General features: G+C 66.2%; 12 protein-coding genes. 4 read left to right on the forward strand and 8 right to left on the reverse strand.

Annotated elements, in window-relative coordinates:
• Nucleotides 1-235: 235 nt before the first annotated feature.
• A complete protein-coding gene (locus CKO27_RS12095) occupies nucleotides 236-1,339 on the forward strand; it encodes a phosphotransferase enzyme family protein (RefSeq protein WP_338116005.1) in 1,104 nt (367 codons plus the stop codon).
• 18 nt (nucleotides 1,340-1,357) lie between these two features.
• Here the strand turns inward: CKO27_RS12095 and CKO27_RS12100 are convergent, their stop codons facing one another.
• The 8 genes from CKO27_RS12100 to radC form a co-directional block, all read right to left on the reverse strand.
• The gene (locus CKO27_RS12100) at nucleotides 1,358-2,005 is read right to left on the reverse strand and encodes a PilZ domain-containing protein (protein ID WP_200375153.1); all 648 of its coding nucleotides are present in this window, start codon (nucleotides 2,003-2,005) and stop codon (nucleotides 1,358-1,360) included.
• Nucleotides 2,006-2,423: 418 nt separating this feature from the next.
• Complete coding sequence (locus tag CKO27_RS12105; RefSeq protein ID WP_200375154.1) at nucleotides 2,424-3,881, reverse strand: sensor domain-containing diguanylate cyclase; 1,458 nt, start codon at nucleotides 3,879-3,881, stop codon at nucleotides 2,424-2,426.
• Nucleotides 3,868-4,464: a YfiR family protein gene (locus CKO27_RS12110; RefSeq protein ID WP_200375155.1), complete on the reverse strand. Its 597-nt coding sequence runs from the start codon at nucleotides 4,462-4,464 to the stop codon at nucleotides 3,868-3,870. Before CKO27_RS12110 ends, CKO27_RS12105 begins: the two co-directional genes overlap by 14 nt.
• A gap of 10 nt (nucleotides 4,465-4,474) precedes the next feature.
• The gene (locus CKO27_RS12115) at nucleotides 4,475-6,580 is read right to left on the reverse strand and encodes a TonB-dependent receptor plug domain-containing protein (RefSeq protein ID WP_242470875.1); all 2,106 of its coding nucleotides are present in this window, start codon (nucleotides 6,578-6,580) and stop codon (nucleotides 4,475-4,477) included.
• 72 nt (nucleotides 6,581-6,652) lie between these two features.
• Nucleotides 6,653-8,743: a penicillin-binding protein 1C gene (gene pbpC / locus CKO27_RS12120; protein ID WP_200375156.1), complete on the reverse strand. Its 2,091-nt coding sequence runs from the start codon at nucleotides 8,741-8,743 to the stop codon at nucleotides 6,653-6,655.
• A 28-nt stretch (nucleotides 8,744-8,771) separates the two neighbouring features.
• Complete coding sequence (gene feoB / locus CKO27_RS12125; protein WP_200375157.1) at nucleotides 8,772-11,129, reverse strand: Fe(2+) transporter permease subunit FeoB; 2,358 nt, start codon at nucleotides 11,127-11,129, stop codon at nucleotides 8,772-8,774.
• Nucleotides 11,126-11,467: a FeoA family protein gene (locus tag CKO27_RS12130; protein ID WP_200375158.1), complete on the reverse strand. Its 342-nt coding sequence runs from the start codon at nucleotides 11,465-11,467 to the stop codon at nucleotides 11,126-11,128. The genes feoB and CKO27_RS12130 overlap by 4 nt, the downstream gene beginning before the upstream one ends.
• A 307-nt stretch (nucleotides 11,468-11,774) precedes the next feature.
• Nucleotides 11,775-12,449 carry a RadC family protein gene (radC, locus tag CKO27_RS12135; protein ID WP_200375159.1) on the reverse strand — a complete coding sequence of 225 codons (675 nt, stop codon included), beginning with the start codon at nucleotides 12,447-12,449 and terminating at the stop codon, nucleotides 11,775-11,777.
• Between the two features lie 126 nt (nucleotides 12,450-12,575).
• On the opposite strand from radC, the gene coaBC reads away from it, so the two are divergent.
• The 3 genes from coaBC (at nucleotide 12,576) to argB (ending at nucleotide 15,233) form a co-directional block, all read left to right on the forward strand.
• Nucleotides 12,576-13,787, forward strand: coding sequence for a bifunctional phosphopantothenoylcysteine decarboxylase/phosphopantothenate--cysteine ligase CoaBC (gene coaBC / locus CKO27_RS12140; protein ID WP_200375160.1), 1,212 nt, complete (start codon nucleotides 12,576-12,578; stop codon nucleotides 13,785-13,787).
• Nucleotides 13,771-14,229 (forward strand): dUTP diphosphatase, encoded by a 459-nt coding sequence (dut, locus tag CKO27_RS12145; RefSeq protein WP_200375161.1) that lies wholly within the window; start codon nucleotides 13,771-13,773, stop codon nucleotides 14,227-14,229. The genes coaBC and dut overlap by 17 nt, the downstream gene beginning before the upstream one ends.
• Before the next feature lie 107 nt (nucleotides 14,230-14,336).
• Nucleotides 14,337-15,233: an acetylglutamate kinase gene (gene argB, locus CKO27_RS12150; RefSeq protein ID WP_200375162.1), complete on the forward strand. Its 897-nt coding sequence runs from the start codon at nucleotides 14,337-14,339 to the stop codon at nucleotides 15,231-15,233.
• The last annotated feature ends 44 nt before the right edge of the window (nucleotides 15,234-15,277 follow it).

Here is a 15,277-nt window from a genome sequence, read left to right on the forward strand (position 1 = left end):
GTTTCGCGATCGATCAGGATTCGGCTTGCCGAGGAGGCGTCGGGTGTGAGATACAGCGACGCCAATAGCCTTGGGTGATTGACTGGAGAGTCTTCCGGGGCGCCCTCGCGGAGAGCTCCCCAGCCTTCGCTGACCTGGAAACCGCTTGTTTCCAGGCGCCGAGAACCGCCGAACCAAAACCTCGGTGCCCGAGGTTCCCAATGGAATCGCCCTAGTCGAAGACCACCAAGCTCCCGTGCCGACCGACCCATCCCTGACCCGCCTCGCCGACCGCTTCGCGATCCAGCCGCCGATCGGCCCCATCCGGCCACTGGGCCAGGGTTTGATCAACGATACCTATCGTCTTGAGGCCGGCGACCAGTCTTACGTCCTTCAGCGCATCAATAGCCGGGTGTTTCCCAGTCCCGAGCGAATCATGGCGAATCTGTCGCTTCTGGCGCGCCATCCCGACCCGTCTGGAGCGATCGGGCCGAGAATCCCCAGGCTCATTCCGACCCGCGAGGGCGAGAGCTTCGCGCGCGATGCGCGGGGCGAGGTTTGGCGGCTGATGGAGTTCATCCCGAACGCCATCGGCCTGTCGCGGATCCATGACGGCCAGCAGGGGCGGGAGGTCGGCCGAGTCCTGGGGCGCTTCCATCGCTGGGTCGGCGCCATGCCGATCGAGCGTTTCGGTCTTTCGCTACCGGGGTTTCATGCCACGCCGGTCTATCTCAAGCGCTTCCTGACGGCCATCGAGAACAGCGCTTCGGCGGAAACGTCCGCCGGGATCGGCCCGCTCATGGATTTCGTGAACGAGCGCCGGGGACTGGCGGAGGTTCTGGAGGAGGCGAACCGGACGGGTCGCATCGCGCTCCGGGTCACTCACGGCGACCCCAAACTCGACAACATCCTCTTCGACGAGGACGGCCAACGGGCGCTGGCGCTGATCGATCTGGACACCGTCCAGCCCGGCCTCGTCCAGCATGACCTGGGGGACTGTCTGCGTTCCTGCTGCAACAACCGGGGCGAAGGCGATCCGGACCCAGAGCGGGTCCGCTTCGACCTCGGGATCTGCGAGTCGATCCTGAGCGGCTATGGCGAGGCAACGGGCGGTTTTCTAACCGAGAATGACATCGCCTGTCTCCCCGACGCGATTCGCTTGATGCCGTTCGAGCTGGGATTGCGCTTCCTGACCGATCATCTGGAGGGAGACCGATACTTCAAGGTCGATCGGCCTGGCCGGAATCTCGACAAGGCGCGAATCCAGTTCGCGCTGGTCTCGGACATCGAGCGCCAGTCAGGCGAGATCCAGGCCCTGATCGGCGAGCGTTTGACGGCGGCGGCCCGACGGCGGGCCTGACAGGAGGCGGCCGAGGTGCTACTGGGCCTCCTCCTGTAGCTCCTTGTGGCGCCGCAGGATGTAGCGTCCCAGCAGATCCCTGGCATCCTCCTCCAGCGGTTCGAAACGGATGCCCAACTGAACCCGCTCCTCGTCCACCTGGGTATGTCGCACCACATAGCCGAGCAGACGCACGAATTCACGCTCGCCCGGTAGCACGAGACAGAGATCCTTCAAGGGCTGGCTGACGTCCGGCAGACGATCCGCGCGCTGCTCGATCGCCATCCCGGTATAGGAGAGATTCACGACCCGCGAGGGTTCGAGCCGTCCGCTCTGGTCCAGGATCCGCATCTCGTCGCTACCGGGAGACGCCCGCCAACCGCGGGACTTGTCGCCTCCCTCCAGGATCTCGGGCACGCCGATTTCAAGGGTCATCTCGCCACTGTCCACGCGCATCCGGGGCTTGAGCGGAAAGCGCAGACGATGCCCCTTCCATCCGGCCTGCAACTCGATCCGCGGGCTCTCGGAAAACGCCTCCAGCAGACCCGCCGCATCCTCCGAGACCCGCAGCCATCCACCCACCTCATCGTTCGCCTCAGGCTCGGACTCCGGACCCGAGTCGGCGAATAGCTGCCGGATGTAGTCCATTTCATCGGCCGAAAGGATATCGTTGCTGCGTGCTGTCACAGGAAATCACCGGATGATCATTCGGACCCAGGCACGAACGGACGGTCCCGCGCCAGGGATCGTATATACCTCCAGCTTAGTAGCTTGGATATCCTTCGCGCTGTCAAGCGTTTCAACTGGGTGGGGTGCGACCATGACCGATGCTTGGCTGGGCAATCCCCGCCACGGTGGCCGATGTCGACGGTCGGGAAATCGCGTGGATACCGCCGCCACCTCTCCGTCCGGCGTCCACCAAGAATAGGTGGGGTGGTGCCCCAATCGAGAGGATCGGCGCGTGGAGGATGGGCCTCGCCGCGCTCGCCCCATCCTTTTATCTTGAGCCTCGGAGCGTACGGGATGGGCCTCGCTCTCGCTCTGCCCATCCTACGGATTGGAGCGCTACCAACGCTGAGTCGCGGCCCGGCCTGGAGCGGGCGCCTCAGGCCCGTTCGCCGCCCGCGGACGAGGCGCCCATGACCCGATTGCGTCCGGACCGCTTGGCCCCATAGAGCCGGCGGTCCGCGATATCCAGGAATTCATCGATCGTCTCGCCGCCATACTGCGCGGAGCCACCGCTGATGGTCACATGCAGATCCGCGAGCGGCCAGACGATGTCCGCGAGCGACGCACGGATCCGCTCCGCGACCTCGCAAGCCTGCGCGGCGCCGGAGTGCGGCAGGATCACCAGGAATTCCTCGCCACCGTAGCGACCGGCCACGTCGACGTCGCGAAGATTGGCCTTGAGCACCGCGGCGGTGCGCGTCAGGACATCATCGCCCACCCCATGCCCGAAGGTATCGTTGACCATCTTGAAGTGATCCAGATCGAACAGGATGATCGACAGGGCATGGCCATAGCGTTGGACCAGGTCGATTTCACTGGCGAGGCGTTGGTAGAGGTAACGTCGATTGAACAGCCCGGTCAGCGCGTCGGTGAAGGAGGCCGCGCGCAGTTCCTCCTGGGTCGCCTTCAGCTCCGACACGTCCACCAGGGTAACGAGCTGGCTGACCAGGCCGGAAAAGGTCATGGGCATGGACGAGATCAAGGCCCAGCGCACCCCGCCATTGGTCGTGACCAGGGAGGTTTCGCATGTTTCGCCGGGCAGGCTGGGCAGGCCCGAGGAGACCAGCCGGAGCCAGGAGTCGCTGTACAGGCGTCCGGTCGGTCCGGCGCGCAGATCGAGGTAACGTTTGGCCGCCTCGTTGGCTTGACGGATCCCGACCTCTCCATCGACCTTGAGGACCATGGGAAAGGGAGCCGCCTCGAAGAGACCGCGCAGATTGGTCTCGCTCTCGCGCAGACGACGCAGAAAACGATGAGTTTGCAGCCAGGCATAGCCGATCAGGAAGAGGATGAGGCCAACCACCCACGACAGCTTGGACAGCAGATGCTCTAGCAGGCTCTCCAGGAACCATCGACTCGAATAGCAGGTCACGGCTCCGATGAGCAGATGATTGCGCGTATCGTAAAGCGGGATCCGTGCCGCGAAGCAGGTCTCGCAGACCTCGGTTCCCAAATCCAGATCGAGACTGCCCGAGGGTGCCTGGAAGAGGTCGTAGTCGATCCGAAGGCTGATTCGATGGATGAAGGGCTCGCCCGTCGATGGATCCTTGAACAGCAGGATGTCGCCCAGCGCGGTGGTCAGTTCGCTCCGCAGGCGGTCGGGTGGCACCTCGCTCCCAAGCAGTTTCTCGACCCCCTGGACCTGGGCCTGGGCCAGTACGCTCGCGCGGCTCTCGGCCTCCGCGCGCAGGGTCGGCTCCAGTACCAGAAACCAGTGGAGCGCGATCAGAAGGGTCAGCATCACGCCGAGCAGACCGAAGATCAGCGCCAGATGGCTCTCCAGTCGGAGCGACAGCCGTTGGGCCAGGATGAGCGCGGATTCAGTCGCCTTCATATCGGCGCGCCACGTCCAGGAAAAATGGCTTGAAGCGAATCCCCGCGCGTCGCGCCTGCGCCTGGTTGACGAAGGGCAGGATACGGTCCGCGACATAGATGCCAGCCACGGCGCCATCCTCGACGGCACCGGCGAAAGGCGAGAAGACCAGTGTCCGATGCCGCTCCGACCAGGCCCGAAGGCGGCTGGGCTCAAGCCCCAGACTGGCGATGAAGATTCCTCCCGGCGCGACTCCGTCATAGCCATCCAGGGCCGAGGCCGTGATTACCCGCGTCTTGATCGGATGACCGCGAATCTCGGCCATGGTCGTGAAACTGGCCGCCGCCTCTCGGGCGCTCGCCTCGGAATCCCGGTGCACCACCAGCACCAGCAGGGAGCCACTGGAGGTCAGACGCTCCTCAAGCGACTCCAGCGCGCCAAGACAGGCGGGAAAGATCTTCAGTCCCAGGCGCAGGCGCTGCTCGTCCTCGCTCCAGAGGGACTGGGTCTCGCCGGGAGCGATATGAAAAAAGAACGACAGTGGAAGACAGAGCCACAGCCCAAGCAGCAGGGATCGAGTCAGGGCGGGGGCGCGGCGCGTCATGTCGGCGGGCTCAGAAGGCGTAACCCACCGACAGCCACCAGCGCCGACCAAGGCGCGGATAGCCATCCGGATAGATGAGATCGACCCCGCCGTAGCTGGTGATGATGTCGGGGTAATGGACCTGGGAATCGGCCAGATTCTTGATGCCCGCGTTCAAATAAAGGCCCTTGACCGGCGTGCGGTAGCCGAGCGTGAGGTCCAGCAGCCCGTAAGCCTCCAGATCTTCGCGCTGTTGCGATTCGGCCCGGTGACGCTCGCCGACATAGCGGAATTGCAGGGCGGCCGTCCATCGCTCATGGGGTCGCCAGGTGAGCGCCAGATTCCCCAGCAGACGCGCTCCGCCCGACAGGGTCGTGTCGGTCGCGGGGTACGTGGCATCGACATAGGACAGGTTGGCGTCGACCTTGAGACTGGCGCCCAGGCGATGCCCGTACTCCAGCTCGACACCGCGCAGACGGGCGTCCTGGCCGTTGACATAGCCATCCTCCTCCTCCTCGTCGAAAAGGATCGGCTCGGTCAGGTCCGAGTGAAAGAGGGTAAGGCGCGCGTCCCAGCGGGGCTTGGCCAGGATGTACCCAAGCTCATAGGTCGCGATCTCGCTCGCCTCCAGCGACGCCTCGGCGGCGTACTCCAGTTCGTAGAAGGTCGGAGGACGAAAGGCCCGCGCGTACTGGAATTTCAGGATATTCGTCTCGTCGATACGCCAGACCGCCGCGGCGCGGGGACTGAGCATGGAGCCCGCGTCGCTGTAGTCGTCGTAACGCAGCGTACCGGTGAGGGTGACGGATTCGCGCGGACGATACTGATCCTGGGCGACCAGGCCGACGATGGTTCGGTCGTGCTCCGTGTCGAGCCAGTTCTCGGGGATCTCGGCGGGGAAACCGGACCAGTCCCAGCTCGCCTGGTCGATCTCGACCTGACTGAGTTCAAGACCGAACAGCCACTCATGCTCGGGCGTCGGCCGCCAGAAGACATCGGCCGACCCGCCATAACGGGTCTCCTGGTACTCCTGGTTCATATAAATCGGCGTGTCGGCGAGATAGCTCGCCGGAAACACATAGAGACGATCGCGGTCGCGCTCCTGTCGCAGGAGATCCAGCCGGATCCTGGCCTCCAGGCCCTCCGAGAGGCGAAGATCCCGGCCAACCCGCGCCGTCATAACCCGATGGCGGGACGCCAGATTATGGTCCGAGGGTGGAAGGAAATGGTTGATCCCGAAATGATCCCCGTAATCGTCCTGAAGCAGCTTGAGGTCGACGAGGACATCACGCCATCGCAGGGTTCCGAAGGCGGCCTGGTAGCGATGGGCCTCGTTGGACTCACCCGGCGCGTTGGAAAGCGCGGATTCACCGATCAGGCTCAGCGCATCCTGGTCGACATCGACGCCGCCCTCGCCCTCAAGGCCCATCAGATTCATGGAGAGGCTCAGATCGCGCTTGGGATCGCTCCAGCTCCAGATCGTGCCCAGGCCGTGATCCGCCGCTTCGCCGGCCTGGAGATGGACGCGCCGCTCGTGCTGGCGGGTGATGACATTGACGACCCCGGCATAGGCATACTCGCCATGCACCGAGGAACCGGGGCCGCGAATGACCTCGATACGCTCCACCTGTTCGATCGGGATGTTCAACACGACGTTAGCCGTCGCGGTGAGCGAGGAATTCATCGAGACGCCGTCGAGCATGAGCTTGACGTTGCCCGAGGCATAGCCGTGGCCGACCCCGCGACTCAGTATCAGCCGCTCGCCGGTCATTTCGAGGCCCTGACTCATGCCGGGCACCAGCGAGATGGAATCCCAGACCGTCCGCGCGCCGCGCGTCAGCAGATCCTCCCCGGTCAGGATGGTGACGATGCCCGGAACGAAGTCCGCGTTCATCCCGCTCTTGGTGGCCAGCCGGGTCTCGCCCTCCAGGAGGGTCAGCAGATCGTCGCGCTCCGGATCGGCGGTTGACTCGGTCGCTCCGGAGACGGCCTGGGACAGCGCCAAAAAGAGGGCACCCGTCAGCAGGATCCGGGCTGGCCCGAGGTAGGGGAGAAAGGCTCGCATCAAACGCACCGTGAGTGGTTTGGAGAATGGCGGCCAGGATGGCGGGGTAATGGCCTGACCGAGGATGTCCATCGCGGGATGCCTCGGATGCCGTTTAAGTCATTATCACCCCTATGGGTATCGTGCTCAAATCCGTTGATCGGATCACTCGAGCCAGACCGTGGCGCGGGCCGCCGCGCCGCGCCCGTCGACCACGACCAGTGTCGCATAACCTGGACCTTCCGGGCTCCAGCGCGCGATCCGCGAGAAAGGCTCGCGGCCGATCGGGCTTCCGTTCGCCAGCCAGGTATAGGGCGGCGTGCCCCCCCGCGCCTTGAGCACCAGCGGCATCGAAGCCCCGGCCTTCAGACCCAGATCGACACGCGCGCCAGGCGGTGGATAGGCGATCTCCAGATCCGTGCCCGACGGATCGGATCGTCCGGACTGGCGCCCGCTCGACACCCGCCGCAGGGGCGGGGGCAAGCCGGCGGAATCGGCCGTCAGCACCCCCGGCGGCGCCGGACGCAAGGGCGCGCCGTCGCCGAGATGGGCGAAGACATCGATCAGAATGGGCGCCGCGGCCTCGATCCCGATCAGCCCAGGCACCGAGGCGCCATCCGGCCGCCCGACCCAGACGCCGACCACATGCCGGCCATCGAAGCCGATCGCCCAGGCGTCGCGATAGCCGTAGGAGGTGCCGGTCTTGAAGGCGATGGGACCGGATCGCCCCAGACCGGGCGCGGACAGGCCAGCCAGGATCGAGCCAACGTACCAAGCGGCCCGCTCGTCGAGCACCGGCGGACCCGAGGCGACGGGGAATCCGGAAGGCTGGCCCGACAGCGTCTCACGCAGTTCGACGGGCGTTCCCCCACGGGCCAGGGCGGCGTAGAGGCGGACCAGATCCGTCAGGGTGACGCCCAGACCGCCCAGTCCGATCGCCAGTCCGGGCGGCGAATCGTCGGGCAGGACGGGCGCGATTCCGGCACGCCGCAGACGCGCCATCAAACGTGCCGGACCCACGGCATCGAGCAGGGTCACCGCCGGGACGTTGAGCGAGAGTTGCAGGGCGCGACGAACGCTCACCGTTCCCTGATAGTCGCGGTCGAAGTTGGTCGGCGCGTAGCCGGAGAATCCGCTCGGCCGATCCTCGATCAGACTGTCTGGGTGGGCGATACCGTCCTCGAAGGCGAGACCATAGATCAGCGGCTTGAGCGTAGAGCCGGGCGAGCGCACCGCTCGGGTCATGTCGATATAGCCGCGCCGTTCGGTATCCAGGGGCCGCGCCGCGCCGACCGAGGCCAGCACCTCGCCGCTGGCGTGACGCGCCACCAACAGGGCCAGGGAGACCTTCTCGCCCAACGGCTCGACCCGCTCGGCGGCCAGCCGCTCCAGACGCCGTTGGATCTCGCCATCGATGGTCAGGCGCCCCGTGGCGAGTTCCGGATGCGCGCGCCACTGCCGCCAGGTCAGGTGGGCCGCCAGCCTGGGAAAGTCGCGGCGTCGGGTCGGAACCGGCTCCTGGAGCGCGGCGGCCAGCTCGATGCCGTCGATGACCCCGGCCCGATGCGCCCGCTCCAGCAGGCGGTCACGCGCCCGCCGCGCGGCCTGGGGATCGCGATCGGGCCGGCGCGCCTCCGGGGCCTGGGGCAGGACGACCAGAAAGGCGGCCTCGGCGGTGCTGAGTCGTCGCGGCTCCTTGCCGAACCAGGCCAGCGCCGCCGAGCGCACCCCCTCCAGATTGCCGCCATAGGGCGCCAGGGTCAGGTAGAGGGTCAGGATGGCGTCCTTGTCCATCAGTCGCTCCAGGGCCAGGGCGTCGCGGATCTGCCGCCATTTACCGGACAGCTCGCGCGTCGACCGCTCGTCGAGCCGTCGCGCCACCTGCATGCTCAGGGTCGATCCGCCGGAGACGATCCGCCCATGTCGAACCCACTGCCAGGCGGCGCGCAGCAGGGCGCGAGGATCGACGCCCCTGTGCTCGCGAAAGCGGCGGTCCTCCGCGAACAGCAGCAGACGGAGATACTCGGGGTCGACCTGATCGAGCGTCACCGGCAGGCGCCAGCGACCGCCGTCGACGGTGAATGGACGCAGGAGCCGGCCCTCGCGATCGAGCCACAGGGGCGATGTTTGGACGCGGGTATCGGGAGGGGTGGTCGAGGCGATCCGCGCGGGACCGATGACCAGCGCGAAGGCGAGGGCCAGCGCCGCGAGCACGCCGAGCCATCGGGAGAGACGGCGAACTCCGGGGAGACTCATACCAGTGGATCGCTCTCCCTCGCTGGTCTCAGACCCCGGACGGCTCGCTACGCTGTCCGGATGCCTCCTTGCGCGCCCAAAGCCGCAGTGCGAGCAGAACGCCGATGAACAGACCGAGCCCACCGCCGATCCAGAGTCCGGACGCTAGTGGATCGCGCTCGAAAATGGCCGTCTGGTAGAAGAGGGTCGCGACCAGGAAGGCGATGCCCGTGGTCCAGAAACCGACGAAGACGGCCCAGGACACACCGGCCTCCCGGACGATCGCGCCGATGGTCGCGATACAGGGGAAGTAGAGAAGCACGAACAGCAGGTAGGCGAAGGCACCGGCCTGGCCGTCGAAACGCTCGGCCATGGCGCCGAAGGTGCCCGACTGAACCCCCTGCTCGGCCGCCGCGGTGGCGCGATCGTCCAGATCGCCGATATCGAGCCCGAGCGGATCCAGCAGGCGCGCGCCCAACAGCGACAGGTTGTCGCCGATGGAGGCGCCCGCCCGGCCCAGGTCGCGCCAGAGATCGAAGGGCTCGGGCGCCTCGGGCGGGTGCGCCTCGGCGGCCAGCCGGCCGTAGAGCGAATCCAGCGTACCCACGATCACCTCCTTGGCCAGCACGCCCGAGATGACCCCCAGCACCGCCGGCCAGTTGTCCTCGCGAATGCCCATGGGGGCGAACAGCGGCGTGGCCACGCGGCTTACCTCGGCGAGGATGGAGGCGTCGCTGTCCCGGTTGCCCAGACGACCGTCGCTGCCGACCGTGGCCAGCACATTGAGCACCAGCACCATGAGCACGATGACCCGCCCGGCCTCGCGCAGGAAGAGCTTGACCCGGTCCCAGGTGCGCAGCAGCACACCCTTGAGCGTCGGCAGATGATAGGGCGGCAGCTCCATCAGCAGTCCCGAGCTGTCGCCCTTGAGCAGGGTGTGCTTCATCGCCATGCCGGAGAGAATGGCGACGGCGATCCCGGTCAGATAGAGCAGGAACACTAGATTCTGGCCCGACTGGGGAAAGAAGGCGGCGGCGAAGAGCGCGTAGACCGGCAGGCGGGCGCCACAGGACATGAAGGGATTCATGAGGATGGTGAGCTTGCGCTCGCGCTCGCTCTCCAGGGTGCGGGTCGCCATGACCGCCGGCACGTTGCAGCCGAAACCGACGATCAGCGGCACGAACGCCTTGCCCGGCAGCCCGATGGAGCGCATGAATCGGTCCATGACGAAGGCGGCGCGAGCCATGTAGCCGCTATCCTCCAGGGCCGAGAGCACGATGTAGAGACTGGCGATGATGGGGATGAAGGTGCCCACGACCTGCAAACCGCCGCCGATCCCGTCCGCCAGGATCAGCCTCAGCCAGCCCGGCGCTCCGGCGTCGTCGAGGAGGACGCCGAATCCGTCCACGAACAGCGCCTGACCGACCAGATCGAAGAAATCGATGAAGGCGCCGCCGATGTTCATGGTGAACATGAACATGATGTAGATCATCAGCAGAAAGAGCGGGATCCCGAATGCCCGGCTCAACACCACCCGGTCGATGCGGTCGGAGAGCGTGCGTCCGATCCGATGACTCTCGCGCACCACGCGCTGGGCCAGCGCGTGGGCATGGCCGAAACGGGTGTCGGCGATGTGCAGATCGGCGTCCTCACCGGTGCGTTCGCCGATCTGACGGCGGCAAGCCTCGGCCAGCTCCAGGGTCTCCGGCCCGACGGCCTTCTCGGCCATGGGATCCGACTCCAGCAGCTTGAGGGCCAGCCACCGGGCATTGGCCCGATCGGGGATCTCGCCGAGCCGGGGCAGGAGGTCGGCGACCGACTCCTCGACGCAATCGCCATGCCTCAGGGCCAGCCCGGCCGGCTCGCGACCCTCCGCGACCGCCAGCAGACGCGCCTGCAACTCCGTCAGCCCTTCCTTGCTGACCGCCACCAGGGGCACGACCGGGCAACCGATGGCGGCCGACAACTGAGCCGTGTCGATCCGGATGCCCCGCTTGCGGGCGATGTCCATCATGTTGAGCGCCAGCACGATGGGCACGCCCATCTCCAGCAACTGGACGGTCAGATAGAGATGACGCTCCAGGCTGCTCGCGTCGAGCACGTTGACGATGAGATCGGCGTCGCGGCTCAGCAGATAATCGCGGGTGACCATCTCGTCGAGCGAGCTGGCGTCCAGCGAATAAATGCCCGGCAGGTCGATCACCCGGACCCGTCGCCCGTCCAGTTCCAGCAAACCCTCCTTGCGCTCGACCGTCACGCCCGGCCAGTTGCCCGTGGTCTGGCGGATACCGGTCAGGGCATTGAAGAGCGCCGACTTGCCGCAGTTGGGGTTTCCCGCCAGGGCGAGGGTCAGCGGCGGCGGTTGCTCGAACCCGTCCTGTCTCGATTTTTCCGACACGCGGCTCATGCGGGATCACCATCCAGGGCGCGCGGCTCTGCGAGTGGATCCTTGTCCAGCAACGGTTCATCCGTCTCGGGCGCGCTGGATTCGCCATCCTCGGACGTCGGATCCAGGATCACCCAGACCTTTTCGGCGATCCCGGAGCCGATGGCGATCCGCAGTCCGCCACTGGCCAGCACCAACCCCTGACCGCGCCGCTGGACCACGCACAGCGGGCTGCCCTGTCGCAGACCCAAGGCCAGCAGCCGGCGCGTCAAATGACGCCCGCCGCGAATCTCGGCGAGGTGGGCCGGGGTGTCCGGCGGAAGATCGGGAAGACGGATGGGATCGGCGGACTGGGGCATGGTTCGATACGACGAAGGGGGCGAGCGGGCGCCATTGACTAAAGGAAGAGCATACCCCGAACCCAGTCTTTGCCACAGACGAATGGAAAGAAGCTGGGGTACTGGGCTCGGATCGACGCGCGCGACGCGGATGTCGCGCGGCATCCTTCCGGCATCCGGTTCCAGGGATGGAAGGGTTCTTGAATTGATGAAACGATTGATGGACGCGGGATGGGGAGGTTGGAGGCGGTATCGACGCGATTTCCTGACCGTCGACATCGGACGCCGTGGTCAGGGTTTCCCGGCCAAGCATCCGTTCGGTTTTCGGTCAGAGCAATCCGCGCTCGGCGAAAGAGGTTCCTTCGCCGTCTCCGACGATGATGTGATCGAGCACCCGGACATCGATCAGGGCCAGCATGTCCTTGAGACGCTGGGTGATGCACAGGTCCGCCTGGCTAGGCTCGGCCACGCCCGATGGGTGGTTATGCGCGAAGATCACGGCGGCGGCGTTGGTTTCGAGTACGCGGCGCAGAACCTCGCGCGGATGCACGCTCGCCCCGTCGATGGTGCCCCGGAACAATTCCTCGAACCGGATGATGCGATGACGGTTGTCGAGGAAAAGACAGGCGAAGATTTCGTGTGGCGAGCCGTAGAGCCGCATCTTGAGATAATCGCGCGTGGCCTCGGGACTGGTCAGTACGTCCTGGTCGCTGATGCGCGTGAGCAGGTAACGGCGGCTGAGTTCCAGCACCGCTTGCAGTTGGGCGTATTTGGCCGAACCGAGTCCCTTGCCGTCACAGAAGCGACGGCGGTCGGCGGCGAGCAGTCCCGCGATTCCCCCGAAGCTGGCCAGCAGGTCGCGCGCCAGGTCGACCGCGCTCTTGCCCGGAATGCCGGTGCGCAGAAAGATCGCGAGCAGTTCGGCGTCGGACAGGGCGCCGGCGCCCCGTTCCAGGAGCTTTTCGCGGGGCCGTTCGTCTTCCGGCCAATCCTTGATCGTCATGATGGTCTCCTGCGCGGGGGGATCGGGTTGTGATCCGCCGATGGAGGAACGCCTCCGGCGGCGTCCTTCAGGCGCATCGGTTACACTCACGGGCCAATAAACAGCCCAAGGATACACGATTCGATCATGGCTCGGCGGAATAGCTCACGGGTGGTCTTGGGCGTCGGCGGTGGCATCAGCGCCTATAAATCGGTCGATCTCACCCGGCGTCTCAAGGAGCGCGGCTGCGAGGTGCGCGTGGTCATGACCCAGGCGGCTACCGCCTTCGTGGGTCCGCTGACCTTCCAGGCGGTTTCCGGCCATCCGGTGCGCACCACGCTGCTGGATCCGGCGGCCGAGGCCGGCATGGGACACATCGAGCTGGCGCGCTGGGCGGATCGGCTGCTGATCGCGCCGGCCACGGCCGATCTGATGGCCCGGCTGGCGGCGGGCATCGCCGACGACCTGTTGACGACCCTGGCCCTGGCGACCGAGGCCCCGCTCTCGCTCGCCCCCGCCATGAATCAGGCGATGTGGCGACATCCGGCGACCCAGCGAAACCTGGATATCCTGCGCTCGCGCGGCGCCCAGATCCTGGGACCGGCCGAGGGCGGGCAGGCGTGCGGGGACGTCGGTCCGGGCCGCATGCTGGAGCCCTTGGAGATCGCCGATATCATCCGTCCGCCGACCGGCGCGCCGCTCGCGGGCGCGCGGGTGCTTTTGACCGCCGGACCGACCCGCGAGCCGCTCGATCCGGTGCGCTTTCTCGGCAATCGCAGCTCGGGCAAGATGGGATTCGCGCTGGCCGAGGCGCTGACCGATCTGGGCGCGCGCGTGGTTCTGGTCTCCGGCCCCACGGCCTTGCCCGCGCCGCGCGTCGCCGAGCAGGTTTGCGTCGAGACGGCCCTGGAGATGCACGCCGCGGTCTTGTCGCGCGCGGCCGACTGCGATCTGTTCGTCGCGACGGCGGCGGTCGCGGACTATCGCCCCGCCGAACCGCTCGGCCAGAAGATCAAGAAGGACGCCGGCGAGCTGACCCTGAGGCTGGTGCGCAACCCGGACATCCTCGCGGAGGTCGCGGCCCGGCGACCGCCGCCCTTCACCGTCGGCTTCGCCGCCGAGACCGATCGGGTCGAGGAATACGCGCGCGACAAGCTGGTCCGCAAGGGGCTTGATCTGATCGCCGCGAATCATGTCGGCGGCGCGCGCGGCGGCTTCGAGCGTGACGAGAATGCCCTGACCCTGATCTGGAAGGACGGGAGCCGCGAACTGCCCATGAGGGGCAAGACCCAGCTCGCGCGCGAGCTGGCCCTGTTGATCGTCGAACGCTATCTGGAACGCCATGCCACACCGACTTGAGGTCAAGATTCTCGATCCGCGCCTGGGTCGCGACTTCCCGCTGCCCACCCATGCCACCGATGGTTCGGCCGGACTGGATCTGCGAGCCATGCTGGAAGCGCCCCTGGAGCTACCGCCGGGCGGCTGCGAGCTGCTGCCGACCGGCATGGCGGTGCATATCGCCGAGACCGGCGTCGCCGGGATGATCCTGCCGCGCTCCGGACTCGGCCATCGGCATGGAATCGTGCTCGGCAATCTGGTCGGCCTGATCGATTCGGACTATCAGGGGCCGCTCCTGGTCTCCTGCTGGAACCGAGGGGACAGGCCTTTCCGGATCGAGATCGGCGAGCGCATCGCCCAACTGATCCTGGTTCCGGTATTGCGCGCGGAGTTGGTGGTGGTCGAGGCATTCGCGTCTTCCGAGCGCGGCGAGGGCGGATTCGGGCATACGGGCACAAACTGACGTCCACCCGATAGCAAGCCCTATTTCGCATAAAAAATGCAAATAAACAATAGCTTAAGCTAAACTGACAACTGAATATCCCAGTCATGTTGGAGACCCTGCCCGCCATGTCACTTCCCACCGAACATGCCCAAACCATCGCCCACGTCCTGATCGAGGCGCTGCCCTATATCCGGCGCTTCCAGGGCAAGACCATGGTGATCAAGTACGGCGGCAACGCCATGGTCGACGAGACGCTCAAGCAGGGCTTCGCGCGCGATGTGGTGCTGATGAAGCTGGTCGGCATCAATCCGGTGATCGTGCACGGCGGCGGTCCGCAGATCGGCTCGCTGCTCAAGCGGCTCGGCAAGGTAAGCGAGTTCGTGCAGGGGATGCGGGTGACCGACGCCGAGACCATGGACGTGGTCGAGATGGTCCTGGGCGGTCTGGTCAACAAGGAGATCGTCAACTTCATCAACCGGCACGGCGGCTCGGCGGTTGGGCTGACCGGCAAGGACGGCGATCTCATCCGGGCGCGCAAGATGTTCCTCAAGCGCGACGCCCCGGAACTACAGGCCACCGAGATCATCGACATCGGCCATGTCGGCGAGGTCGAGAGCATCGATCCGGCGATCGTTCACATGCTGGTGAAGGGCAATTTCATCCCGGTGATCGCGCCCATCGGTGTGGGGGAGGACGGGCGCTCCTACAACATCAACGCCGATCTGGTCGCCGGCAAGATAGCCGAGGTGCTCAAGGCCGAGAAGCTGCTGCTCCTGACCAACACCGCCGGCCTGCTCGATGCCGAGGGCGAGCTGATCACGCAGCTCGATATCGGACGGGTCGAGTCCCTGATCGCCGACGGGGTGATCAGCGGCGGCATGCTGCCGAAGATCGGTTGCGCCATCGACGCGGTGCGTTCCGGGGTGAAATCGGCCCACATCATCGACGGGCGTGTCGAGCACGCGGTCATGCTCGACCTCTTTACCGATACCGGCGTGGGCACCCTGATCCGGGGGCGTTGAGTTCAACCGCCGACGACCAAACCGATCGCTTCGGCGGATGAATC

Source organism: Thiocystis violacea (genome assembly GCF_016583575.1).
Taxonomy (GTDB): domain Bacteria; phylum Pseudomonadota; class Gammaproteobacteria; order Chromatiales; family Chromatiaceae; genus Thiocystis; species Thiocystis violacea.